Annotated in this window: 22 protein-coding genes; 9 read left to right on the top strand and 13 right to left on the bottom strand. The window is 72.8% G+C overall.

All coding sequences use genetic code 11. From position 1 onward, the window contains the following. The first annotated feature begins 39 nt into the window (after positions 1 to 39). A complete protein-coding gene (gene msrA, locus ACZ6KF_RS08395) occupies positions 40 to 702 on the top strand; it encodes a peptide-methionine (S)-S-oxide reductase MsrA (RefSeq protein WP_469237773.1) in 663 nt (220 codons plus the stop codon). Positions 703 to 828: 126 nt separating this feature from the next. Here msrA and ACZ6KF_RS08390 read toward each other — a convergent pair whose 3' ends face one another. Further along, a complete protein-coding gene (locus ACZ6KF_RS08390) occupies positions 829 to 1,869 on the bottom strand; it encodes an NAD(P)-dependent alcohol dehydrogenase (protein WP_469176119.1) in 1,041 nt (346 codons plus the stop codon). Between the two features lie 172 nt (positions 1,870 to 2,041). On the opposite strand from ACZ6KF_RS08390, the gene ACZ6KF_RS08385 reads away from it, so the two are divergent. Further along, positions 2,042 to 2,965, top strand: a complete 924-nt coding sequence (locus tag ACZ6KF_RS08385) for a helix-turn-helix domain-containing protein (protein WP_469237771.1) — start codon at positions 2,042 to 2,044, stop codon at positions 2,963 to 2,965. A gap of 69 nt (positions 2,966 to 3,034) precedes the next feature. Here ACZ6KF_RS08385 and ACZ6KF_RS08380 read toward each other — a convergent pair whose 3' ends face one another. The 5 genes from ACZ6KF_RS08380 to ACZ6KF_RS08360 all read right to left on the bottom strand — a co-directional run bounded on the left by ACZ6KF_RS08380 (position 3,035) and on the right by ACZ6KF_RS08360 (position 10,869). Next, positions 3,035 to 6,343: a S8 family peptidase gene (locus tag ACZ6KF_RS08380; RefSeq protein WP_469237769.1), complete on the bottom strand. Its 3,309-nt coding sequence runs from the start codon at positions 6,341 to 6,343 to the stop codon at positions 3,035 to 3,037. Positions 6,344 to 6,507: 164 nt separating this feature from the next. Continuing rightward, positions 6,508 to 7,191: an ABC transporter ATP-binding protein gene (locus ACZ6KF_RS08375; RefSeq protein WP_356634541.1), complete on the bottom strand. Its 684-nt coding sequence runs from the start codon at positions 7,189 to 7,191 to the stop codon at positions 6,508 to 6,510. A gap of 167 nt (positions 7,192 to 7,358) precedes the next feature. Further along, complete coding sequence (locus ACZ6KF_RS08370) at positions 7,359 to 8,813, bottom strand: ABC transporter permease (protein ID WP_469237767.1); 1,455 nt, start codon at positions 8,811 to 8,813, stop codon at positions 7,359 to 7,361. A 165-nt stretch (positions 8,814 to 8,978) separates the two neighbouring features. Continuing rightward, positions 8,979 to 10,232 (bottom strand): L,D-transpeptidase, encoded by a 1,254-nt coding sequence (locus ACZ6KF_RS08365; RefSeq protein ID WP_356634545.1) that lies wholly within the window; start codon positions 10,230 to 10,232, stop codon positions 8,979 to 8,981. Between the two features lie 247 nt (positions 10,233 to 10,479). Next, the gene (locus ACZ6KF_RS08360) at positions 10,480 to 10,869 is read right to left on the bottom strand and encodes a hypothetical protein (protein WP_356634547.1); all 390 of its coding nucleotides are present in this window, start codon (positions 10,867 to 10,869) and stop codon (positions 10,480 to 10,482) included. A 108-nt stretch (positions 10,870 to 10,977) separates the two neighbouring features. Here ACZ6KF_RS08360 and ACZ6KF_RS08355 point away from each other — a divergent pair, with 108 nt between their 5' ends. Together ACZ6KF_RS08355 and ACZ6KF_RS08350 are read left to right on the top strand one after the other, a co-directional pair. Continuing rightward, a complete protein-coding gene (locus tag ACZ6KF_RS08355) occupies positions 10,978 to 11,283 on the top strand; it encodes a hypothetical protein (protein WP_356634549.1) in 306 nt (101 codons plus the stop codon). Positions 11,284 to 11,340: 57 nt separating this feature from the next. Next, the gene (locus ACZ6KF_RS08350) at positions 11,341 to 12,150 is read left to right on the top strand and encodes a hypothetical protein (RefSeq protein WP_356634551.1); all 810 of its coding nucleotides are present in this window, start codon (positions 11,341 to 11,343) and stop codon (positions 12,148 to 12,150) included. 138 nt (positions 12,151 to 12,288) lie between these two features. Here the strand turns inward: ACZ6KF_RS08350 and hutH are convergent, their stop codons facing one another. From hutH to ACZ6KF_RS08335, 3 genes are all read right to left on the bottom strand, one after another. Beyond that, the gene (gene hutH / locus ACZ6KF_RS08345; RefSeq protein WP_469157570.1) at positions 12,289 to 13,827 is read right to left on the bottom strand and encodes a histidine ammonia-lyase; all 1,539 of its coding nucleotides are present in this window, start codon (positions 13,825 to 13,827) and stop codon (positions 12,289 to 12,291) included. 73 nt (positions 13,828 to 13,900) lie between these two features. Continuing rightward, the gene (locus tag ACZ6KF_RS08340; protein WP_356637210.1) at positions 13,901 to 15,055 is read right to left on the bottom strand and encodes a GGDEF domain-containing protein; all 1,155 of its coding nucleotides are present in this window, start codon (positions 15,053 to 15,055) and stop codon (positions 13,901 to 13,903) included. Between the two features lie 481 nt (positions 15,056 to 15,536). Beyond that, positions 15,537 to 16,337, bottom strand: a complete 801-nt coding sequence (locus tag ACZ6KF_RS08335; protein ID WP_356637242.1) for an enoyl-CoA hydratase/isomerase family protein — start codon at positions 16,335 to 16,337, stop codon at positions 15,537 to 15,539. A gap of 281 nt (positions 16,338 to 16,618) precedes the next feature. Between ACZ6KF_RS08335 and ACZ6KF_RS08330 the strand changes: the two genes are divergently transcribed. Then, a complete protein-coding gene (locus ACZ6KF_RS08330) occupies positions 16,619 to 17,308 on the top strand; it encodes a hypothetical protein (RefSeq protein WP_469237765.1) in 690 nt (229 codons plus the stop codon). Positions 17,309 to 17,444: 136 nt separating this feature from the next. Here ACZ6KF_RS08330 and ACZ6KF_RS08325 read toward each other — a convergent pair whose 3' ends face one another. Together ACZ6KF_RS08325 and ACZ6KF_RS08320 are read right to left on the bottom strand one after the other, a co-directional pair. Further along, complete coding sequence (locus tag ACZ6KF_RS08325) at positions 17,445 to 18,557, bottom strand: adenylate/guanylate cyclase domain-containing protein (RefSeq protein ID WP_356637214.1); 1,113 nt, start codon at positions 18,555 to 18,557, stop codon at positions 17,445 to 17,447. 187 nt (positions 18,558 to 18,744) lie between these two features. Continuing rightward, positions 18,745 to 19,611, bottom strand: coding sequence for a biotin--[acetyl-CoA-carboxylase] ligase (locus ACZ6KF_RS08320; protein WP_469237763.1), 867 nt, complete (start codon positions 19,609 to 19,611; stop codon positions 18,745 to 18,747). 110 nt (positions 19,612 to 19,721) lie between these two features. Here ACZ6KF_RS08320 and ACZ6KF_RS08315 point away from each other — a divergent pair, with 110 nt between their 5' ends. Next, the gene (locus ACZ6KF_RS08315) at positions 19,722 to 21,317 is read left to right on the top strand and encodes an acyl-CoA carboxylase subunit beta (protein ID WP_469157460.1); all 1,596 of its coding nucleotides are present in this window, start codon (positions 19,722 to 19,724) and stop codon (positions 21,315 to 21,317) included. 9 nt (positions 21,318 to 21,326) lie between these two features. Further along, positions 21,327 to 21,536 (top strand): acyl-CoA carboxylase epsilon subunit, encoded by a 210-nt coding sequence (locus ACZ6KF_RS08310; protein ID WP_469157461.1) that lies wholly within the window; start codon positions 21,327 to 21,329, stop codon positions 21,534 to 21,536. On the opposite strand, the gene ACZ6KF_RS08305 is transcribed toward ACZ6KF_RS08310, so the two are convergent. After that, positions 21,533 to 22,663 carry an SGNH/GDSL hydrolase family protein gene (locus ACZ6KF_RS08305; protein WP_469237762.1) on the bottom strand — a complete coding sequence of 377 codons (1,131 nt, stop codon included), beginning with the start codon at positions 22,661 to 22,663 and terminating at the stop codon, positions 21,533 to 21,535. The genes ACZ6KF_RS08310 and ACZ6KF_RS08305 overlap by 4 nt on opposite strands. Positions 22,664 to 22,808: 145 nt before the next feature. Between ACZ6KF_RS08305 and mmpB the strand changes: the two genes are divergently transcribed. Next, positions 22,809 to 22,937: a morphogenic membrane protein MmpB gene (gene mmpB / locus ACZ6KF_RS08300; RefSeq protein ID WP_356637224.1), complete on the top strand. Its 129-nt coding sequence runs from the start codon at positions 22,809 to 22,811 to the stop codon at positions 22,935 to 22,937. Between the two features lie 31 nt (positions 22,938 to 22,968). Continuing rightward, positions 22,969 to 23,589 carry a Maf family protein gene (locus ACZ6KF_RS08295; protein WP_469157462.1) on the top strand — a complete coding sequence of 207 codons (621 nt, stop codon included), beginning with the start codon at positions 22,969 to 22,971 and terminating at the stop codon, positions 23,587 to 23,589. Here ACZ6KF_RS08295 and ACZ6KF_RS08290 read toward each other — a convergent pair. Then, entirely contained in the window at positions 23,558 to 24,007 is a 450-nt protein-coding gene (locus ACZ6KF_RS08290; RefSeq protein ID WP_356637228.1) for a hypothetical protein, read from the bottom strand. The two genes, ACZ6KF_RS08295 and ACZ6KF_RS08290, sit on opposite strands and share 32 nt — an antisense overlap. Positions 24,008 to 24,139: the final 132 nt, after the last annotated feature.

Below are 24,139 nucleotides of genomic sequence, written 5' to 3'. Positions count from 1 at the left end.
CGTTCTCCCTGTGCCGCCCGAGACGAAGGAGCCCACACCATGCTGTTCGGCCGTACGCCCACCCTTGTCACCCCGGAGCAGGCGCTGCCGGGCCGCCCCGAGCCGGCCTTCACCGTCCCCGACCGCCACACGGTCCTCGGCAACCCGCTGCTCGGCCCCTACCCGGAGGGCCTGGAGACGGCCGACTTCGGCCTGGGCTGTTTCTGGGGCGCCGAGCGCAAGTTCTGGCAGCTCCCGGCCGGGGTGTGGACGACGCTCGTCGGCTACCAGGGCGGCCACACCGAGCACCCCACGTACGAGGAGGTCTGCTCGGGCCTGACCGGCCACACGGAGGTCGTCCGCGTGGTGTACGACCCCGAGGTGATCTCGTACGACCGCCTCCTGAAGACGTTGTGGGAGTCCCACGACCCCACCCAGGGCTTCCGCCAGGGCAACGACGTGGGCACCCAGTACCGCTCGGCGGTCTACACCCACACCCCCGCCCAGGCCGCGGCTGCGGAGGCGTCCCGCGCGTCCTACCAGCAGGTCCTGACGTCCTCGGGCTACGGCACGATCACCACGGAGATCCTCCCGGCGGCGGACCGGCCCTTCTACCCGGCCGAGGGGTACCACCAGCAGTACCTGGACAAGAACCCGGCGGGATACTGCGGGATCGGCGGCACGGGCGTGTCCTGCCCGATCGGGGTCGCGCCGGCCCAGTGAGCCGCGCGCCGTGTGCCGCGTGCCCGTGTGCCGCGTCCGGTGAGCCGCATCCGGTGAGCAACGCCCGGTACGCCGCGGGCCCGCCGGAGGAAGGGGTTCCGGCGGGCCCGCGTGCGGGGCGGTGCGTCAGATCGTGGCGGTGTCGATGACGAAGCGGTAGCGGACGTCGCTCGCCAGGACCCGCTCGTACGCCTCGTTGATCCGGTCGGCGCCGATGACCTCGATCTCCGCGCCGAAGCCGTGCTCCGCGCAGAAGTCGAGCATCTCCTGGGTCTCGGCGATGCCGCCGATGCTGGAGCCGGCCAGGGTCTTGCGGCCGCCGATGACCGAGAAGAGGTTGAGGGAGATCGGCTCCTCGGGGGCGCCGACGTTGACCAGGGCGCCGTCCGTCTTCAGCAGGGACAGGTACGCGCCGAAGTCCAGCGGGGCGGAGACCGTCGAGACGATCAGGTCGAAGGTGCCCGCCAGCTGCTCGAAGGTGGCCGGGTCGCTGGTGGCGTAGTAGTGGTCGGCGCCCAGCTTGAGGCCGTCCTCCTTCTTGCGCAGGGACTGCGAGAGCACCGTCACCTCGGCGCCCAGCGCGTGCGCAATCTTGACGCCCATGTGGCCGAGGCCGCCCATGCCGACGATGGCGACCTTCTTGCCGGGGCCGGCGTTCCAGTGCTTCAGCGGCGAGTACAGGGTGATGCCGGCGCACAGCAGCGGCGCGGCCTCGTCGAGGGCGATGCCCTCGGGGATGCGGACGACGTAGTTCTCGTCGACGACGATCTTCTGCGAGTAGCCGCCGTGGGTGGGCTCGCCGTCGCGGCCGATGCCGTTGTAGGTCATGACGGCGCCGTTCAGGCAGTACTGCTCCAGGCCCGCCGTGCAGTTCTCGCACTCGCGGCAGGAGTCGACCATGCAGCCGACGCCGACGCGGTCGCCGACGGAGAACCGGGTGACGCCGGGGCCGACCTCGGAGACGACACCGGCGATCTCGTGGCCGGGGACCATCGGGAAGATGGCCTCGCCCCAGCCCTCGCGGGCCTGGTGGATGTCGGAGTGGCAGATTCCGGCGTACTTGATGTCGATCAGTACGTCGTGCTCGCCGACCGCCCGTCGCTCGATGAGGGTGCGCTCCAGCGGAGCCTTCGCGGCGGGGGCGGCGTATGCGGCGACTGTGGTCATGCCGGGACTTCTCCTAGGGGTGTGGACGGCGCCCGGCTGTTTTCGGCCGGGCACGGCGTCCAGCCTGCCCGAGAATCGCGGCTTCACCCAGACCACGGGTCTGCGTACGTCCCCGGTGCCTACCACTGGCGGGGTCAGTCTCGTGTGCGTACGACCGTGAATACTGGAAGGCATGGACGAACAGCACGATGACGCCGGCGGCGCCGGGACCGGCGCGGGTCTGGACCGGCGCGCCGAGCTGAGCGAGTTCCTGCGCACCCGGCGGGCGCGGCTGCGACCGCAGGACGTGGGGCTGCCGGAGTTCGGGCGGCGCCGCAGGGTGCCGGGGCTGCGCCGGGAGGAGCTGGCGCAGCTGGCCGGGGTGTCGGTGGCGTACTACACGCGCCTGGAGCAGGGCAATGGCCGGAACGTGTCGGCGGAGGTGCTGGACGCGATCGCGCGGGCGCTGCGGCTGACCGACGCGGAGCACGCGCATCTGACGCATCTGGCGAAGCCGAAGCAGCACAAGAAGAAGCCGGGCGGGCGCGCGCAGCAGGTGCGGCCGGCGCTGCGGCAGCTGCTGGACTCGCTGGACGGGGTTCCCGCGTACATCGTGGGCCGGCGCTCGGACATCCTGGCGTGGAACCGGATGGCGGCGGCGCTGTTCGGGGACTGGGCCGGGATGCCGGAGCGGGAGCGGAACTGGGCGCGGCTGGTGTTCCTGCGGCCGGAGTACCGGGATCTGTACGTCGAGTGGGAGCAGAAGGCGATCGACATCGTGTGCCTGCTGCGGATGGACGCCGGCTGCTATCCGGACGATCCCCGGCTGTCGGCGCTGGTGGGCGAGCTGTCGGTGAAGAGCGAGGAGTTCCGGCGGCTGTGGGCGACCCATGACGTCAAGGAGAAGAGTCACGGGACGAAGCATCTGCGGCATCCGCTGGTGGGCGAGCTGGCGCTGCGCTACGAGTCGTTCCGGCTGGCGGACGACGCCGAGCAGTCGCTGGTGATCTACCACGCCGAGCCGGGCTCCGCGGGCGCGGAGGCGCTGCGGCTGCTGGCGAGCTGGGGCGCGGACGCCACCCGGGCGGGGGACGCGAGCACGCTGCCGCCGGCGTGAAGAACAGGAAGGGGTGGTGCGCCGGCTGCGGCGCACCACCCCCGTCCTGCCGGGTGCGTTACTTGACGCTCACTTGCCGTAGTACGCGTTGTAGATCGTCAGGGCGGACAGGTTGCCCTTCTTGTCGACGATCTTGGCGCGGTAGGAGATCGCCTTGCCCTTGGCGGGGTTCTTGACGGTCACCTTGCCGTTCTTGACGGTCAGCTTCTTCCAGGTCTTGCCGTCGTACGACGCCCAGACGGACAGCGACTTGAGGTTGCCGCCGGCCGCCGCGCCCTGGACGGCGAGCGGGACCGTGGCCGTGCGGCCTGCGGTGACGCGGCTGTCCAGGGTGGTGTTGGCCTTGAAGCGGACCGACGAGACGGGCAGCTGGGCGAAGTCGCCGGAGGGCTTCTTCGACCGGAACGTCCACTGCGCGTCGATCCGGCTGGACGCCTGCGCGACCCGGGAGGACCGCTTGACCGAGGTGGTCAGCTTGTACTGGGCGTCGGCAGAGGGGACCTTGAAGCTCTGCTCGCCGAGCAGCGGGTCGTCGTGGGCGCCGACCTTGACGCCGTTGCGGTACAGGGTGGTGTTCACCGAGGTGAACAGGGACACGCCGAAGTGCCCCGAGCTGTCCGCGAACAACGGGATGATGCCGGAGATCTCGTTGCCCTCGCGGAAGACGCCGTAGTCGGCGTTGAGGTGCGGGCCGAAGACCGCCTTGTTCCAGTGGTTCGTGTACGACCTGCCGCCCTGGTAGGTGCGGAAGTGGTTGAACGTGTAGTACGCCTCCGGGATGGGCCGCCCGTCGGCGTCCCTGCCGCCGTACTGCTCGAAGTCGAACACCCACTGCGCCCGGTCGCCGGTGGAGACGTACACGGTGCGCGCGCCGGGCAGCTTCTGCTCGCTCGTGCTGCCGATGAAGACGTCCCCGGGGAACAGGGCCCAGGGGGTGAAGCCACCGGTCTTGCCGGGCGCGGGGGCGCCGAGGTTGTTCTTGACGGTGGCCAGCTCGCTCTTCTTGAAGTGGCGGACCTTGTCGCCCTTGAGCTTCGTCACCTTGGTGCTGGTGGCCACGCTGTACTCGGCCTTGGAGCCCTTGGTCCACTGGCCGCCCCAGGTCTGGGTCAGGCCGGTGACCTCGGGGCCGACGTGGGCGACGCGCAGGTCGGCGAAGGTGCCGAGGCCGAGACCGATGCCCATGCCGGCCGGGTCGTACAGGTAACTGATCGACGCGGAGTACGGCTTGGCGGCCGTGTCGGGCACGGTGATGTCCGCCGCCTTGGTCGTGCGGGCGTCGAGGGTGACCGTGGTGTCCTTCGTGACGTTCAGCTTGGGCGCGACCAGCCAGTCGACGCCGCCCTCGAACTCCTCGAAGTCCTTCACGATCCAGGTGTCCAGCAGGTACGTGCCCTTCGGCAGGCGCAGGGTGGGCGCGCCGGACGCGGTGGCGGGCACGGAGTAGGAGCGGCCCTCGGCGAGGCCGGAGTGGCCGATCAGGTCGGTGAGGTAGTCGGCGCTCGGCTGCCCGTCACGGCCGATGTGCTTGACGGTGACGTCGTACGACTCCACCTCGCGCTGCACCGCGGCGGCCGTGCGGACGGTCTGGCCGCCGCCCTTCGCGGTCACGTACGCGGAGTAGGCGCCGTCGGCCGTGCCGCCCAGCCGGGTGTCGGCGGTGACGTCGACGGAGGCGCTGCCGCCCGCCGGGACCGTCACCTCGGTCGCGCCGAGGGTGAAGAAGCCGGCCGGGGCGGGCCGGCCGTCGGGGCCGGTGGCGGTGGCGGACAGGGTCAGCTCGACGTCCTGCGTGCCCAGGTTGCGGTACGTCAGTTGCTTGGTGACCGGGGTGTCGTCGCTGTGCGGCCACTCCTGCACGCCGAAGCTGACGGACACCGGGTCGGCGATGACGGTCTGGCCGATGGCCTTGCCGACCTGGACGCGGCCCGCGCCCTGCTCGAACGGCGTGTGGGCGCCGCCCTTGGCGGAGCCGGCCAGCGCGCCCTTGATCTCGGCGTAGGTCCACTCCGGGTGCTGCTGCTTGAGCAGGGCCGCGGCGCCCGCGACGTGCGGGGTGGCCATGGAGGTGCCGGAGATGGTGACGTAGCCGGCCGGCTTCTCGCCCTCCTCCTGGGCGATGACGCTGCCCTTGGCGGAGGCGGCGGTGATGTCGACGCCGGGTGCGGTGACGTCCGGCTTGATCGCGCCGTCGCCGAGGCGGGGGCCGGTGCTGGAGAAGCCCGCCAGCGCGTCCTTGCCGTCGACGGCGCCGACGGTGAGGGCGGAGTTCGCGGAGCCGGGCGAACCGACCGTCTCGGGGCCGGAGTTGCCGGCCGCGACGGCGAAGAGGATGCCCTTGTCGGCGGAGAGCCGGTCGACGGCCGCCTCCAGCGGGTCGGTGTCCGGGGTGTCCTGGCCGCCGAGGCTGAGGTTGACGACGTCGGCGCCCTGTTCGGCGGCCCACTCGATGCCGGCGAGGATGCCGGAGTCGTCGCCGTAGCCGTTGTCGTCGAGGACCTTGCCGTTGAGGATGTCGGCGCCGGGCGCCACGCCCTTGTACGTGCCGCCGGACTTCGCGCCGGTGCCGGCCGCGATCGACGCGACGTGCGTGCCGTGCCCGAACCTGTCGTGGGCGTCGGCGGCGGTGCTGAAGTTCTTCGACGCGGTCACCTGGCCCTTGAGGTCCGGGTGGGTGGCGTCGACGCCGGTGTCGAGGACGGCGATCTTGACGCCCGTGCCGTCGTAGCCGGCCTCCCACGCCTTGGGGGCGCCGATCTGTCCGACGGAGGTGTCGAGGGTGGCCCGGCGGACGCCGTCGAGCCAGACGTGCGCGATGCCGGAGGCCGTGCGGTCGCCGTCGGTGAGGGCGTCCCACAGTTCGTCGGCGTCCTGCTGCCGGGTCTGCACGGCGTCCGCGTTGAGGGTCTCCAGGCTCTGCCGGAGGGCGCCCGCGTCACGGACCTCGGCCTTCGCGGCCCGGGCGGCGCCCTGGTAGCCGACGATGACCTTCAGGCCGTCGCGCTGCGAGGCGCGGCTCGCCGCCTTGTTCAGCTCGGTGACGTCGAAGAGCCGGCGGTCCAGTGTGCCGGCGGCGATCAGCCGGGCCGCGTCGGCGGGTATGACCAGGGTGTGCCCCTGATACGTGCGGATCTGCACGGGTATGTGCGCGCGCCCCTCGCCCCGCTGGAGGCCGACGACCCGTCCGTCGGCGTCCACGGTGACGCGGTCGCCGGTGATCAGGGTGATGCGGTGGTGCGCCGCGGGGCTCGCGGCGCCGGCGCGCGGTTCGCGCTGCTCGGGTTCCGCCGACGCCGGGCTGGTCAGGCCCGCGGCGAGGGCGACGGCGGCGGCCGTGGCAACGGTGGCCGCGCCGGCCTTTTTCAGTTGTCTGCGCAAAACTCCCCCTGGAATTGAGGTACCGGGCGAATTCCCCGTTCGCCCGGCCGGGGGGCCTCGCGCACGCGCGTGCGTGCACCCCCCGGAAGCTCGAAGTATGCCGGGGGGTGATCAACCTCCTCAAGGTCACGATCGGCCATAAATGACCATTTCGGACCGGTCTGTTACGTGGCGGCGTTCTCCCTGACCGTGATAGAGCCCTTCCTGATCGTCGCCACCCTCGGGGCCTTGCGGGCGATGACGGAGTCGTGGGTGACCATGACGAACGTCAGCCCCAGCTCCGTCCACATCCGCTCCAGGACGTCCATGATCTCGTCGCGCATGGACTCGTCGAGGTTTCCGGTGGGTTCGTCGGCGAGGAGCACCTTGGGCCGCTTCACCAGCGCGCGGGCGATGGCGACGCGCTGCTGCTGGCCGCCGGACATCTCGCCCGGCAGATGCCCGAGCCGCTCCCCGAGACCGACCGACTCCAGCGCCTCGGCGGCTCGTTCGCGCCGCTCCCGCGTCTTCACGCCGAGCGGTACGAGGGCCGTCTCGACGTTCTCCTGCGCGGTCAGCGTCGGGATCAGGTTGAAGGACTGGAAGACGAAGCCGATGGTCTCGCTGCGCACGCGGGTCAGCCGCGCCTCGGACAGCCCCGCGAGGTCGACGCCGTCGAGCACGACCTCACCGGAGGTGGGCCGGTCGAGCCCGCCGAGCATCTGCAGCAGCGTGGACTTGCCGCCGCCGGTGGGTCCCTGGATGACCAGCCGGTCGCCGTCGGCGATGGTCAGGTCGACGCCGGCGAGCGCGTCGACGCTCTCCTTGCCGCGGGTGTAGCGCTTGGTGACGCTTCTGAGTTCGTACATGGGGTCAGCTCCTGGGGTGAATCGGCAGGTTGGCGGGTGTGTCGGGGTGCTGGGCCGGGAGGGGCCGGGTGGGACCGGACGGCACCGGGACGCCGACGCGGGCAGCAGCTGCGGCAAGCGGCAGGCACCCGGGCACCGGGCACCAGGCACCAGGCACCAGGCAGCGCCTACTCCACCCGCCGCAGCGCGTCCGCCGGGCGCAGTCGGGAGGCCCGCCAGCCGCCGAACGCGCCGGCGACCAGGCCGCCGGCCACGGCGAGGCCGACCGCGAGGGCGACGGTGGTGAGGCCGACCGGGGCGGTCAGGGCGACGTCGAGGGTGCGCGAGGCCGCCTCGCGGGCGGGGCCGCCGATGCCCGGTCCACCGCCGCCGGGACCCGCGCCGGACGCCGCCCCGAGTTCGGCCTGCAGCGTGGGGCTCGCCGCGGTGACGGCGTACGCGCCCGCCAGGCCCAGCGCGATGCCGAGGACGCCGCCGACCAGCCCGTTGACCACGGCCTCGCCGACGACCTGCCGGGTCACCCGGCCCGAGCGCCAGCCCAGCGCCTTCAGCGTGCCGAACTCGCGCACGCGCCGGGACACGGCGGAGGACGTGAGCAGTCCCGCGACCAGGAAGGCCGCGACGAGGACGACGAGGGACAGCCACCTGCCGACGCCGGCCGCGAGGTCGGACGCGGTGGACAGGGAGCCGGAGACGGTGTCGGCGAGGTCGGCGGAGGTCGTCACGGTGGTACCGGAGACGTTCTTCCGGATGGCCGACTTGACCGCGTCGATCCGCTGGGAGTCGGTGGCCTTGACGTAGATCGTGGTGACCTCGTCCGCCGCGTCGGCGAGGGTCTGCGCCTGCTTCAGCGGGATGTAGAGATTGGCCGCCGCGTCGCCGCTGTCGGCGGTGGCGATGCCGACGATCTCGTACTTCGTGCCCTTGACGGTGACCGTGGACCCGGTTTCGAGGTTCTTCTCCTTGGCGTAGGCCGAGTCGGCGACGACGACCTTCGCGTCGGCGTCGGCGGTGGTGAACGCCCGCCCGCTGGTGATCTTCGAGGAGGTCAGCGGGCCCAGTTCCGGCCGGGTGACGTCCGTGCCGAACAGGGAGTAGCTGTCGACGTCGAAGTCGGCGCCGCCGCCCTCGACCCGCCCCTGCGGCTGCACCTGGTCGGTGGGCCCGCCGCCCTCACCGCCGTCCTGGCCGGGCGCCTGCCGCAACTGGCCGCGGGTGAACTGCCCGCTGACCTTGACGACCTGGAGGCTCAGCCCGCCGACCGCGGCCGAGACGCCCTCCTGGCGGGCGACCTTGCCGACGGTCGAGGCGCTCAGGGTCTGGAAGCCCTGCACCATCACGCGGTCGCTGCTCTGCTCCTCCTCCAAGTCGCCGTCCTGCGCGTCGAACCGGAACCTCTGCCGCTCGGCCCCGGCGTCGTCCTGCGCGGCGGCCTTGGTGACGGTCATGTCGGTGCCGAGGCCGTACAGCGACTGGAGGACCTTGTCCTGCGCCCTGCCCATGCCGGAGGACACGGAGGTGACCACGATGACCAGGGCGATGCCCAGCGCGAGACCGGAGGCGACGACGAGCGCCGCCCTTCTGCGGCGGCGCAGTTCGCGCCTCAGATAGGTGAAGAACATGCGCCGCAAGCTAGGTACGGCGCGTGATGAAGCGGTAAGCCCGCCATAAGAGGGGGATGAGAAGCCCGGCGTCCGTCCCGGGAGCGCCGGGACCCCCTACGCGAACACCGGTGCCGCCTGCGAGAGGCGGCACCGGTGCGACGAAGAGGGGAAGGTGAGGAGCCGTCAGACGGCGGAGCCCGCCTTCCACTGCTCCCAGCTCATGTTCCAGCCGTTGAGGCCGTTGTCCGGCGCGACGGTCTTGTCGCCGGTGTTCTGCACGATCAGGACGTCACCGATGATCGAGTTGTCGTAGAACCAGGCGCCCTCGGTCTTCGGGTCGTTGGCGCCCTTGGTGTCGTTCAGACCGATGCAGCCGTGGCTGGTGTTGACGTTGCCGAAGATGGAGTCGGCGCCCCAGTAGTTGCCGTGCACGAAGGTGCCGGAGGTGGTCAGGCGCATGGCGTGCGGCACGTCCTTGATGTCGTACTCGCCCTGGCCGTCGTCGTCGGTGAAGCCGACGGTCGCGCCGTTCATCCGGGTCTCCTTGAACTTCTCGGAGATCACCATCTGGCCTTCGTACGTCTTGTTCTCGGGCGAGCCGGCCGAGATCGGGATGGTCTTGACGACCTTGCCGTCCTGCGTGACCTTCATCTGCTTGGTCTTCGCGTCGACGTAGGTGACCTGGTTGCGGCCGATGGTGAAGGAGACCGACTTCTGCTGGACGCCGTAGACGCCCTCGGCGCCCTCGACGCCGTCGAGCGCCAGCTTCAGCGTGACGGTGGCGCCCTCCTGCCAGTACTCCTCGGGGCGGCAGTCCATGCGGTTGGCGTTGAACCAGTGGCAGGCGACTTCCTGGCCGCTGGTGGTGGTGACCGTGATGCCCTTCTGGACGGCCGCCTTGTTGGTGATCGCCTTGTCGAAGTTGATCGACACGGGCATGCCGACGCCGACGGTGGTGCCGTCGTCCGGGGTGAAGGTGCCGATGAAGCTGTTGTCCGGGGAGACCGTGGTGAAGGAGGCGTTCTCGTGCGCCTTGCGGCCCTCGGAGTCCTCGGCCGTCACCGCGAGCTTGTAGGTGGTGGAGCGCTCCAGCTGGGCGCTCGGCTTCCAGCTCGTCCCGTCCGCGGATATCTCGCCCTCGACGGCCGTGCCGTCGGTGGTGGTCATCTTGACGCTGGTGAGCGTGCCCTTGCTCACCATGACGCTCGCGGAGTTGTTGATCGAGGCGTTGGAGGAGCCGTCCTTCGGCGTGATCTTGATCTGGGCCTCGGAGGTCTTCTTCGCCGCGGCCTCGTCGACCTGGGCCTGCGAACTCTCGTTGCCGGCGTCGTCGGCGGCCGAGGCGTCCTCGCCGCTCGAGCATCCCGTGAGCACCAGTACACCGCCGAGCAGTGCGGACGCGACCGTCAGGCCCCTGCGCCGCTTACTGTCCGTCATCACACGCTTCTCCATCGTTGCCGATTCCCCAATACCCCGAGAGTCCCCGTCGAGGACTCAAGGAGGTCCCCTCAACGAGCTTCAACGCTACGACCGGTTCGTCCCGTTCCCCATTCCCTGTTCCTGTGGGGCACACCACGTCCGCCGGCAGAGCGGGCGCGGTGCGGGTGGTCGGTCCGTGCGCCGTGTGAGACGAGGAAACCCCGGGTGGCGGTTGCCGCCCGGGGCCGGGAATTCCCCAGGACGGTCAGCCGGTGCGCGTCGTGCCGCCCGCGTCGCTCCCGCCGTCCTCGTCGTCCACGCCGTAGTCGTCGTACCCGTCCTCCCCATCATCCCCGTCGACGTCCCACTCGGGCGAATCCGGGTCGTAGTCCACCGGCTCGCTGCTCCACGAGGCCTGCTGGAGTTCGATCCCGGGCACCTCGCTGACCAGGTCGAACGGGTCCACGAGATAGGCCAGGGCCTCCGCGGTGTCTTCCGTCACAGCGTTCTCGGCGTGGACCCGCTCGGCGGCCGGCATGTCGGTGTCGGCCGCGATCCGCCGCAGCGCCGCCTTGGTCAGGGCGTCGCCGTCCTCCACTTCGAGGACGAGTTCCACGCGAACGCGAACAAAACGTGATGTCTCTGGAGTGCTCATGCCCGGAGCGTACGGCCCTTCCCTCCGGTGACTTTCCCGCGACCCGCGCCTTTCACTAGCATCGTCCGCACGGCCAATTCGCCAGCATCACAAGGGGATCGATATTCCGTGTCATCCGCTCGCCGTCCGCTGCTGACCGCCACCGTCGCGGGCACCCTGCTGGGCGCCCTGTGGTTCGTCCCGTCCGCCAAGGCGACGGTGGAGGACCCGGCGAGAGAGCGGCTGCCCGCGACGGTCTCGACGACGCAGGCGAGGGCCGTCACGGCCGCGGCCGCGGACACCGCGACCGGCCCGCGGCTCGCGGACACCGGCAGTTTCGACAGCACTCCGTACGTCGTCGGCGGCACCTTCTGCCTGGCAATGGGCGCCGGATTCGTGGTGTATTCGGTGCGCCGCGAACGTCTTGGGTTCTGATGACCGGTTGACTGCCCCGGCTTGACTGGCCGTTGACCCGAACCGCATAGTCCGCCCATGAAGAGATCATCGAGGGCGCGGCTGTGCGCCACGGCCGCCGTGGGCGCTCTGTCGCTCGTCCTCATCACGGGTTGCTCGGAGAGCGGGTCCAAGGACGACTCCAAGTCCTCCGAGTCCTCCGGTACGGGAGAGTCGGCCGCCGCGAAGGCGTACACCGCGGCCGAGTTGAAGAAGCTGATCGTCGCCCAGGGCGATGTGGACGGATACAAGTTCGGCGCGGTCGACGAGTCGGAGTTCCCGTCGGACAAGAGCGCCATCACGGGCGAGGACAAGTGCAAGCCACTGGTCTACGTGATGAGCGGCGTCGCCCCGGGCGACGCCGCGGCGGAGACCAACACCATGGCCACCGCGGAGAAGTCGCCCACCGACACCGCCTCCAAGTCCCTGGAGGACCTGACGTCGGGCGAGGCGGAGGACGCGCTCGCCGAGTCGATGAACGTGGACGTCACCATCGTGACGCTGTCCTCGTACGACGGCGGCGGTGCCGAGGAGACGATGAAGTCCGTCTCCGACGCGATCGCGGCCTGCGCGGGCGGCTTCACGGCCGGATCGGGCGGCGAGGAGCAGAAGTTCACCAAGGTCGGCGAGGAGCAGGCCTCGGGGACCGGCGACGAGTCGGTGGCGTTCTCGGTGACCGGTGAGATGGAGGACACCGGCGGCCAGACGGCCACGCTGCAGGGCGAGGTCGTGCGGCACGGCAGCACGATCGCCTCGTACTACACCCTGAACATCGGCGCGATGCTGACCGGTGCGGAGTACGACATCCCGGCGGCGCTGATCGACGCCCAGGCGGGCAAGCTGAAGTGACGCTTCGTCGGGGCCCCGCCGGTTGTCCGGCGGGGCCCCGACGCATGTCGGCCTCCGGCCGTGGTCCCGACGCATGTCGGCGCGTCGGACGTAGGAATCGGAAGGTCGGCGCGACGGTCCCCGGCGGCCGTCGGCGCGTCAGCGCAGCGGCCCGGTGACCGTCTCCACGGCCGCGAGCAGCCGGCCGTCGCGGACGAAGGCCTCGGCCGCCGCGAGGTCGGGGGCGAGGAAGCGGTCCGGTCCGGGACCGGCGACCCCGGCCGCTCGGGCGGCGGCGAGGACGGCGCGGGTGGCAGGCGCGGGGGTGAGGCCCTCGCGCAGTTCGACGGCGCGGGCGGCGGCGTACAGCTCGATCGCGAGGACGCGGGCGAGGTTGCCGACGGCGGTGCGCAGCTTGCGCGCGGCCGACCAGCCCATGGAGACGTGGTCCTCCTGCATCGCGGACGACGGGATGGAGTCCGCGGAGGCCGGTACGGCGAGCCGCTTCAGCTCGCCGACGAGCGCCGCCTGGGTGTACTGGGCGATCATCAGCCCGGAGTCGACGCCGGCGTCGTCGGCGAGGAACGGCGGCAGGCCGTGGCTGCGGTTCTTGTCCAGCAGCCGGTCGGTGCGGCGCTCGGCGATGGACGCGAGGTCGGCGGCGGCGATGGCGAGGAAGTCCAGGACGTAGGCGACCGGAGCGCCGTGGAAGTTGCCGTTGGACTCGACCCGTCCGTCGGGGAGGACGACGGGGTTGTCGACGGCGGCGGCGAGTTCGCGCTCGGCGACCAGGCGGGCGTGCGCGAGGGTGTCGCGCCCGGCGCCGGCGACCTGGGGGGCGCAGCGCACGGAGTAGGCGTCCTGCACGCGGGGGGCGTCGTCCTGGTGGTGGCCGGTGAGGCCGGAGCCCTGGAGCACCGCGAGCATGTTGGCGGCGGAGTCGGCCTGGCCGGGGTGCGGGCGGATGGCGTGCAGCTCGGGGGCGAGGACCTTCTCGGTGCCGAGCAGCGCCTCCAGGCTGAGGGCGGCGGTGACGTCGGCGGACTTGTAGAGGGTGTCCAGGTCGGCGAGGGCCATGAGCAGCATGCCGAGCATGCCGTCGGTGCCGTTGAGCAGGGCGAGGCCCTCCTTCTCACGCAGCTCGACGGGTTCGACGCCGTGCTCGGCGAGGAGTTCGGCGGCGGGGCGCACGGTGCCGTCGGGACCCTCGGCGTCGCCCTCGCCCATGAGGGTGAGCGCGCAGTGGGACAGCGGGGCCAGGTCGCCGGAGCAGCCGAGGGAGCCGTACTCGTGCACGACCGGGGTGATGCCGGCGTTCAGCACGTCGGCCATGGTCTGCGCGACCTCGGGGCGGACGCCGGTGCGCCCCGAGCAGACGGTCTTCAGCCGCAGGAACATCAGGGCCCGTACGACCTCCCGCTCGACGCGCGGTCCCATGCCGGCGGCGTGCGAGCGGACGATGTTGCGCTGGAGCCGGGTCCGCAGCTCCGGGCCGATGTGCCGGGTCGCCAGGGCGCCGAAGCCGGTGGAGACGCCGTAGACGGGGTCGGGCTTGGCCGCCAGCGCGTCGACGATCCCGCGCGCCGCGGCGAGGGCGGACACCGCCTCGCCGGCGAGTTCGACACGGGCGCCGGCACGGGCCACGGCGAGGACGTCGGACGGGGTGACTCCGGACGTTCCCACCACCACAGTGTGCATATCCATATTCAGGAGCGTACGCAGTGAATCCCGCGCTGTCACGACCGGGTGCAGGAACCGCCCCTTACGCCCGTCAGCGGCGCCCCCGGAACCGGCGCCGCTCGGGCGCGGGCCCGTCGGCGGGTGCGTCGGCCGACGCGTCCGCGAGGCGGACGACGGGGTCGTCGGGGCCCTCGCGGCCCGCGACGACGGCCCTGGCCGAGCCCAGCCCCTTGGCCCGGTACTGGGCGGCGTCGGCGAGCCGGAACAGCCGCCGGGCGTCGTGCACGGGCCCGATCGGGTCGTCGGTGGAGGCCACCCCGCAGGCGACGCCGTCTCCCGGCTCCAGTTCGGCGGCGCGGCGGCACAGCTCGTCGGCGACCTCCACCACGTCGTCGGCCTTCGGGCCGACCGCGAGCAGGCAGAACTCGTCGCCGCCGAGCCGGGCGGCGAGGGCGCCGGGCAGCATCGCCCCGCACAGGGACAGCACCGAGCCGAACCGCTCCAGCAGGCGGTCGCCGACGGCGTGCCCGCGGGTGTCGTTGACGCGCTTGAGCCCGTTGAGGTCGCACACGACGAGGCTGACGACGACGCCGTCCCGGCGGTGCCGCTCGACGGCCTCGTCCAGCCGCATGTCGACGCAGCGGCGGTTGGCGAGGCCGGTGAGGGAGTCGGTGAAGGCGAGCCGGCGGGCCTCCTCCAGCCGCTCGGTCTGCGCGATGCCGGCGGCGACCACGGCGGCCAGGACGGTCGCGAAGTCGGCGTCCGCCCGGCCGAAGACGGGCGCGCCGGAGCGCCGGGCGACGTACAGCTCGCCCCACGCCCGCCCGTGCAGCACGACGGGCGCGACGACACAGCAGCCCCGGCCGCGCCGCCGCAGCGCGGCGACACGCTGGTGCACGAAACCGGCCCGGCCCACGGTGGTCCCGTCGGCGGTCTCCACCCAGGCGCCGGGCTCGCCCCCGCCGGCCCACCGCTCGTGCAGGAACTCGGTGATCTCGGCGAACCGGTGCACCGGGTACGCCTCGTCCTCCGGGAACTCCTCCTCCTGCGGCGCCCGTTCCCCGACGTTCACCAGCACCCGCAGCCGCCCCAGCTCGCGCTCCCACACCGAGAGCGCGGCGAAGCTCCCGTCCAGCGCCCGGCACGCGCCCCACGCGGCGGCCCGCCAGGACTCACGCGGCGTCCGCGCCGCCGCCATCCCCTGAGCCAGCGCCACGACCCCCGCGAGCCGGTTGTCCTCACCCATTGCCCCAGGCTAGGGACATTCACCGGGAAAGGGGATCCGGAGGGTCACCGGGAGTGACGAGGGCTCCGCCCGGGAGGGTCCTGGCCGCGACGACCGGAGGCCGTCCGTCCCCGCGGCGGACCGCACCGGCCCACTCCCCGGCACGCGCCTGCCCGCACCTGGCCGCACTCGGCCGCGCCCGGACGACGACCGCGCCCCGCCCCGCGGGCGGCCGGCATCCGCCGTCCCCAACCCGACCCGGCTTCTCCCGCCCGACGAGGGCCCGGCCCGAACCCGCGCGGACCACGGCACGCCTCCGCCTCGGCCCGGCTCTCGCAAGCTCCGCGTCCAGGACGTCCGCCGCGGCCGCTGATCCGTGCCCTCGCCGTGCCGCCGGCCGCCACCGGCCTGTATCGCCCGGCTCGCACGGCTCCCCGAAACCCGCCGGGCGACCGACCGGGACCGACCAGGCCCGGGCCACGGCCCGCTCTCCGCCCCGCCCCTACTCCCCCGGCCACTGCGGCTTCCGCTTCTCGTTGAAGGCCGCCACCCCCTCCGCGCGGTCCCCCGAGAACGCCACCGTGCGCCAGGCCGCGTCCTCGACCTCCAGCCCCGCCCGGAGGTCGAGGCCGTGCCCCAGGCGCAGGGCGCGCTTGGCCGCCCGCAGGCCGACCGGGGAGTTGGCGGCGATGCGGGTGGCCAGGGCCAGGGCCTCCTCGCGGTCGCGGGCCTCGTCCACGAGCACGTCCACCAGCCCCAGCTCCCGCGCCTCGGCCGCCTCCACGCGGCGGGCCGTGAAGATCAGTTCGGCCGCGCGGGCCTGGCCGACGCGGCGAGGCAGCAGCTGGGTGCCGCCGCCGCCCGGGATCACGCCCACCGACACCTCCGGCAGCCCGACCACGGCCGTCCGGTCCGCCACGATCACGTCGCAGGCCAGCGCCAGTTCGAAGCCCCCGCCCAGCGCGAACCCGTGCACCGCCGCGACCGTCGGCTGCGGCAGCTCCAGCACGCCGGTGTAGGCCGCCCGCGTCACCGGCCGCTGACGCAGCAGCTCGGCGTCGGAGAAGGAGTTCCGCTCCTTGAGGTCGGCCCCCACGCAGAAGGCCCGCTCGTGGCTCGACGCCAGGACGACCGCCCGCACCTGCCGATCCGCCCCCAGCGCGTCGCACGCGCCCGCGAGGGACCGGGCCAGCTCCGTGGAGACGGCGTTCATCGCCTTGGGCCGGTCCAGCACCAGCTCCGCGACATGCCCCTCCCCGTGCCGCCGCACCAGCACGGACTCCCCGAACCGCTCCTCGCGCACGCCGCCCTCACCTTCCACGACACCCTCCAGTTAACGCGGGTTAACACCGTCTCCCCGATCATCGCAGCCGGGCCGCGCGCAGGAAAGACGGGGCGGAGGAAAGACGGGGACAGGAAAGACGGGGACAGGAAAGACGGGGCGGAGGAATCACAGGGCATGAACCTCCAGAAACGAGAACAACCCGAACGGGTGACATCTCATACGACTTACCTCCCTCACTCTCCCCAGAGCGCGTAGCGTGCGGCACGGCGCACCGGGGGCGCGCACCAGGGAGGGACCGTATGAGAAACGGAAAGGCGAGGGGCGGAAAGGCGAACGGACCGACGGGCGACCCGGCCCACGGCCACGGCCACGGCCACGGCCAGGACCGTCGCTCCCACGGCCGCCGGCGCCGCCACCGACGCCGCCGTCACCGCAAGCTGCTCCTGGTCACGGGCGGCCTCGCCCTGGCCGCCGCCGCGCTGAGCCTCGTACGACTGGCTCCGGAACCGGGCCTCACCTCCGATCCCGCCCCCGGCCGGACCACCGCCGTCGCGAGCCCCACCGCCGGGACGCCCTCCGACCGCCCCGCCAACGCCGCCGCGACCCTCTCGCCGAGCCCGTCGCCGACGCCCCGCAGCCTCAGCGGCAGCGCCCCGGCCGGGGACCGGAAACCGTCCGCGCCGCCCCCGGCGGGCGCCGTGCCCGCGCCCGCCCCCTCGGCCCCGCGGGCGACGCAGGCCCCGGCCCCGCCGTCCACCCCGCCGGACCCCACCGCCACACCGCCGGCCGCCACCACGCCGCCGCCTCCACCGGCCCCGCCGACGTCGCCCACGCCGCCCGCGCCGACGTCCTCGCAACCCGCGACCCCACCGCCGCAACCGAGACCACAGCCGCGCCCGGCCGACGACGACCGCCCCGGCCTGTGCATCCCGCTGCTGAACCTGTGCCTGGACCTGCTCCACGACCGGCACGCACCACCGGGACCATGACGGGCAAGCACCACAGCACGACGGCAGGCAGCCACCACGACCGGCAAGCCCCGCAACACCGCGACGGGCAGGCCCCGCGAGACCACGGCAGGCAGCCACCACAGCACCACGGCCGGCGGACGCCCCGCCCCCGCCGCTACGACCCCGCCGGCGTCTCCCGCCGCGTGAGCAGCCACGGCTCGACCACGCCGAGGCCTCGCACCGGCCGCTGCCACATCGGCTGGAGCGCGAAGCGGTACACCGGCGGCTCCTCGCCCTCCTTCTCCGCCGCCGCGGCGGCCTCCGCGGCCTCCGCCTCCGAGGCGGGGGCCTCTCCGGTGCGGATCAGCTCCTCGGCGAAGGCGCTGTCGACCAGGACGGCGTCGCGCGGGGCTATGGAGGTCAGCCGGGAGGCGAGGTTCACCGTCGTGCCGAACACATCGCCCATCCGGGTGGTGACGGTGCCGAAGGCGATGCCGACGCGCAGTTCCGGCATGGTCTCGTCGTGCGCCATGGTCTCGATCAGCCGCAGCGCGATCTCGGCCGCGACCCCGGCGTCGTCGGCCGCGTAGAGGACCTCGTCGCCGAGGGTCTTGATGAGCCGTCCGCCGCGCGCGGCGACCAGGTCGGCGGCCGTGGTCTCGAAGGCCTCGACCAGCTCGCCCAGTTCCTCCTCCTCCAGGCGGCGGGTGAGCCGGGTGAAGCCGACGAGGTCGGCGAAGCCGACGGCGAGGCGGCGGTCGACCATCTCCTCGTCGTCGGCGGCCTGCACGACCCGCCCCGCGGAGGCGGCGAGCTGGCGCCGCCAGACGTAGACGAGGAACTCCTCCAGCTCGGGCAGCAGCAGCTCGACGATCGGGTACGTCACCTCGGTGCGGGTCATCCCGGGCTCGGGCGGCTCGGTGAGGCCCTCCAGGAAGGAGTCGATCTGCCACTCGGCCAGCCGGGCGGTGGTCTGCCCGGTGGAGCGCGCCACCTGCACGGCCATCGCCTCGCTGAGCAGCCCCGCCTCCACCAGACCGGCGAGGCGGCGCAGGGCGAGGACGTCCGCCTCGGTCAGGGCCCGGGCCTGGCCGATGTCGGCGAAGCCCATGGCCCGCCAGAAACGGGAGGCCAGTTCCATGGAGACGCCGGCGCTGCGGGCCGCCTGGAAGGGCGTGTAGCGCCGCTCGGCGCCCAGGATGAGCTGTTCGAGCCGCAGGGCGAGGGGGTCCTCGCCGGAGTCGGCGCCCTGCGGGTCCGGTCCGGAGCCCGTGTCGTCGACGGTCACGCCTGCTGCCCTTCCGATCTGCCACGGTCAGGTATCGACCGGCCTCAACTGTACGGCAGGTGTGCGCCAGCTCACTCCGTGAGGAAAGGCCCGCTCACCCCGGTCGCGCGGGCCGCCCGACGGCCGGCCCGGGCGGGGGTGCGCCGTCGGCCGCCCGCGTGTTCGACGGCCGGGCGCGACCCTCGCCTCACGCCGGCCGCAGATGCACGATGTCGCCGGCGCCCACCGGTTCCCGTACGCCCTGCCCGGTGGCGAGCACCAGCCGTCCGTCGCCGTCGACCGCGACCGCCTCGCCCACGACCGAGCGGTCGCCGGGCAGCTCGGCCCGCACCACTCGTCCGAGCGTCGCGCAGCCGGCCGCGTATGTCTCCTGGAGCCCGCAGGCGGCCGGGTCGCCGTCCGCCGCGCGCCAGCGGCCGTACCACTCCTCCAGCGACCGCAGCATCGCGCGCAGCAGCGGGTCGCGGTCGGTGCCCGCGGCGCCGGCGAGGGCGAGCGATCCGGCGGTGGGGACGGGGAGTTCGTCGGCGCGGAGGGTGACGTTGAGGCCGACGCCGATGACGACGGCGTCCTCGCCGGAGCGCTCCGCGAGGATGCCGCCGGCCTTGCGCTCCTCGCCGCCGACGGTGACCAGGAGGTCGTTGGGCCACTTGAGGGAGGTGTCGACGCCGGCGGCGCGGGACAGGGCGGTGGCCACGGCGACGCCGGTGAGCAGCGGCAGCCAGCCCCAGCGGGCGACGGGAATGCCGGCCGGGCGCAGCAGCACGGAGAAGAAGAGGCCGGAGCGGGCCGGAGCGGTCCACTGGCGGTCGAGGCGCCCCCGCCCGGAGGTCTGCTCCTCGGCGACGAGGACGGCGCCCTCGCCGGCCCGGCCCTCGGCGGCCCGGGCGACCAGGTCGGAGTTGGTGGAGCCGGTGCGCGCCACGACCTGGACGTCCGTCCACAGCCCGCCGGCGCGGACGAGCGCCCGGCGCAGGGCGGCGGCGTTGAGGGGCGGGCGGTCCAGGTCGGACCAGCGGCTGTCGTCGGCGTCTGGGGCATGTCGCTGCGTCATGCAAGCCACCCTAGGTGTGGTAAACGCCGCACTGCCGATCAGTGAGCCCGCCACTACGCTACGGATGAGTAACCGTCCCCCCTTTTGAGCAGGCAGGGAGCCGCATCCCGATGTCCGAGCCGGAAGAGATCGACCTTCACACCACCGCAGGAAAAATCGCGGATCTCCAGCGCCGCATCGAGGAGGCGACGCACGCCGGCTCGGCACGCGCCGTGGAGAAGCAGCACGCCAAGGGCAAGCTGACGGCCCGTGAGCGCATCGCGCTGCTGCTGGACGAGGACTCCTTCGTCGAGCTGGACGAGTTCGCCCGGCACCGCTCCAGCAATTTCGGCCTGGACGCCAACCGCCCGTACGGCGACGGCGTGGTCACCGGTTACGGCACCGTCGACGGGCGTCCGGTCGCCGTGTTCTCGCAGGACTTCACCGTCTTCGGCGGCGCGCTGGGCGAGACGTACGGGCAGAAGATCTGCAAGGTGATGGACTTCGCCCTGAAGACCGGCTGCCCGGTCGTCGGCATCAACGACTCCGGGGGCGCCCGCATCCAGGAGGGCGTGGCCTCGCTGGGCGCCTACGGCGAGATCTTCCGCCGCAACACCCACGCCTCGGGCGTCGTCCCGCAGATCAGCCTGGTGGTCGGGCCGTGCGCGGGCGGCGCGGTGTACTCGCCCGCCATCACCGACTTCACGGTCATGGTCGACCAGACCTCGCACATGTTCATCACCGGTCCCGACGTCATCAAGACGGTCACCGGCGAGGACGTCGGGTTCGAGGAGCTGGGCGGCGCGCGGACCCACAACACCGCGTCGGGCGTGGCCCATCACATGGCGGGCGACGAGAAGGACGCCATCGAGTACGTCAAGCAGCTGCTGTCGTACCTGCCGTCCAACAACCTCTCCGAGCCGCCCGCGTTCCCGGAGGAGGCCGACCTCTCGGTCACCGACGAGGACCGGGAGCTGGACACGCTGGTCCCGGACAGCGCGAACCAGCCCTACGACATGCACACGGTGATCGAGCACGTCCTGGACGACGCCGAGTTCTTCGAGACGCAGGCGCTGTTCGCGCCGAACATCCTCACCGGCTTCGGCCGGGTGGAGGGCCGCCCGGTCGGCATCGTCGCCAACCAGCCGATGCAGTTCGCCGGCTGCCTGGACATCGCCGCCTCCGAGAAGGCCGCGCGCTTCGTGCGCACCTGCGACGCCTTCAACGTCCCGGTGCTGACCTTCGTCGACGTGCCCGGCTTCCTGCCCGGCGTCGGCCAGGAGCACGAGGGCATCATCCGCCGCGGCGCGAAGCTGATCTACGCGTACGCCGAGGCGACCGTCCCGCTGATCACGGTCATCACCCGCAAGGCCTTCGGCGGCGCCTACGACGTCATGGGCTCCAAGCACCTGGGCGCCGACCTCAACCTGGCCTGGCCGACGGCCCAGATCGCCGTGATGGGGGCGCAGGGCGCGGTGAACATCCTGCACCGGCGCACGCTGGCGGAGGCGGAGGCGAACGGCGACGACGTGGAGGCCACCCGCGCCCGGCTGATGCGGGAGTACGAGGACACCCTCCTCAACCCCTACGTCGCGGCCGAGCGCGGCTACGTCGACGCCGTGATCATGCCGTCGGACACCCGCGCCCACATCGTCCGCGGCCTGCGTCAGCTGCGCACCAAGCGGGAATCCCTCCCTCCGAAGAAGCACGGCAACATCCCCCTGTAAGGAGCCGCTGTGACGATCAAGGTCGTACGGGGCAATCCGACCCCCGAGGAGCTGGCCGCCGCCCTGGCGGTGGTCAGGGCCCGCGCCGCGGCGGCGTCCGCCGTGCCGTCCGGCGCGCCCGGTCCGAGGGACTCCTGGTCCGACCCGTCCCGCATCGCGGCCCGCCGCCTGCCCCAGCCGGGCCCGGCGTCCTGGAGCCGCACCTACTGGCCCGGCTAGAGCACCCCTGCCAGGGTCTCGGCCATCACCGCGTACCCCTCGTCGTTGGGGTGCAGGTGGTCGCCGAAGTCGTGGGCCGGGTGCAGCCGGTCCGGGTCGCCGGGGCCGGCCAGCGCCCGGTTCAGGTCGGCCACGGCGTCGTACGCGCCGGAGCGGCGGATCCACTCGTTCAGCTCGCGGCTCACCCGGGCCGCGTGCTCACCCCAGTGGTCCGAGCCGGCGAACGGCAGCAGGGTGCAGCCGACGACCCGCAGGCCCTCGCCGCGGGCCTGCCGTATCAGGTCGCGGTGGCCGTCGATCAGCTCGGCGGCCTCCACCACAGGGGCGGGCTTGTAGGTGGGCTGCTCGTCCGTCTCGCCGAAGCCGATGTCGTTGAGGCCGAGGAGGACGACGAGCGTGTCCACGCCCCGGTGGCCGAGGACGTCGCGGCGCAGCCGGCGGGTGGCCCGCTCGCCGTACCAGGCGGAGTCGTTGAGCAGCAGATTGCCGCCGATCCCGGCGTTGAGGACGGGCCGCCCGGTGCGCTCGGCGAGCAGGTCGCCCCAGCGCCGGTCGGCCCCCGGCGTCGACCCGAACCCGTCGGTGATCGAGTCGCCGATCAGCGCGACGGCGTCGGTGCGCCGGGCGTCGGTCTCGACGGCGTCGAGGAAGTACCAGGACTCGGTGACGGCGTCGTAGCCCGCGCCGGACGTGTCGGACAGCAGGTCGCCCTCCCCCCGGTGGCTGGTGGCGAAGGCCTGGGCGTGGAAGGTGGCCGGCCCGGTCGTGCCGTCGAAGTGGAGGGTGACGGTCACCCGCTCCCCCGCCGACACCGGCACGTCGGCCGGGTCGCTCAGCAGCTGTCCGCGCGCCGGCACGCGCGCCGCCCGCGCTCCCCCGAACAGCAGCCGCCGCAGCGAGCCGGGTTCGACGGCGGCGCCCCCGGCGCTGCGGCCGACGGTCGCGCCGGTGACGTGCAGCGGGGAGGCGCCGTAGGCGTTGGAGAGCCGGATCCGCAGCCGGCCGCCGCCCGCGCTCAGCCGGACGACCTGGCGCAGCGACTGCCGCCAGAAGCCCTCGCGGGACCAGTTGGGGGTGAAGCCCTCGCTGGGGAGCTGGGGTGACGCGGTCCAGGCGGTGGTGAACATGGCACGCCCTTTCGGGACTCGATACAAACGGCACTGTAGACCCATTTACCTTAACGGCACGACAGCACCGTTTGCGAACCCCTACGGCCAAGTTGAGTACGCGTACTCAGGCGCCGACCGCTCCCGCCGCCGGACGATCGAAGGCATGCTGTGGTCCGACCCGGAGAACGAGCCGCCGAAAGAAGTGCGCGACACGCAGGAGATGCTGCGGCGGCTCGGCCTTCTCATGGCGCTGGCCATGGTCCTGGCGATGATCGTGATCGGGGTGAGGTGAACCCCGTCCGCGCCGCCGATACCCTGGCCGCATGACTGATCAGCCGCGCCGCCGACTCGTGCTCGCCTCCCAGTCCCCCGCCCGGCTCGGCTTGCTGCGCCAGGCCGGACTGACCCCCGAGGTGATCGTGAGCGGCGTCGACGAGGACGCCGTCACCGCCCCCACCCCCGCCGAACTGGCCCTCGCGCTCGCCGAGGCGAAGGCCTCCGTGGTGGCCGCCCGCCCGGAGGTGAAGGGCGCGCTGGTGATCGGCTGCGACTCGGTGCTGGACCTCGACGGCCGGGCCCTGGGCAAGCCGGCGGACGCCGAGGAGGCCACCGCCCGCTGGAAGTCGATGCGCGGCCGGGCGGGCACGCTCCAGACCGGGCACTGCGTCTACGACACGACCGGCGGCCGCTACACCTCCGCCGTGGCCTCCACGGTGGTCCGCTTCGGCGACCCGAGCGACGAGGAGATCGCCGCGTACGTCGCCTCCGGCGAGCCGCTGCACGTCGCCGGGGCCTTCACGCTCGACGGCCGCTCGGCGCCGTTCATCGACGGCATCGAGGGCGACCACGGCAACGTGATCGGCATCAGCCTGCCCCTGGTCCGCCGGCTGCTGGCGGAACTGGGCGTCGGGATCACGGAGTTGTGGGCGCCGGCGGCGGACTGACCTCCCGCTCCCCGGCCCCGGCCGCCTCCCGGCCGTCGTACGTCATGAGCAGCAGCACGATCAGCCCGAGTACGACGATCATGTAGAGGAACGCGGTCCGGCCGACCAGGCCCCAGGTGACGGCGCCCAGCACGGCGTGCACCACGGCCGCGCTGACGAGCAGGATCCGGCCGAGCCCGGCCGGGGAGCGGTCCCGCAGGGCGACGAGCAGCGCCACCAGGGCGCACAGGGCGAAGTAGAGCCCGAAGACCACGCCGCCGATCTTCGAGGACAGGGACATCACGTCCGGGTCGAGGCCGGCCAGGGACATCCGCTGCCGGTCGACCACGACGCCGAGGAACCAGTTGAGCGCGGCGACGCCGAACGCCTCGCCGAAGAGCACGACCGCCACGACCCAGGCCACCGGTCTGCGCGCCACCGTCCCCACCCGCTTTCACCCGCCGCTCGACCGAGGCTCGTGTCACCTCACGTACGTTCGAGACAGCGCGAACGCTACTAACGGGTAAACGTCGGGACAAGGGCTTCTCCGACGGCAAACAATCGTTGGGCC

The organism is Streptomyces sp. NPDC046379, from assembly GCF_055587785.1.
The sequence above is the reverse complement of the archived record's forward strand: the minus strand, read 5'-3'. Positions and strand labels throughout refer to the sequence as shown.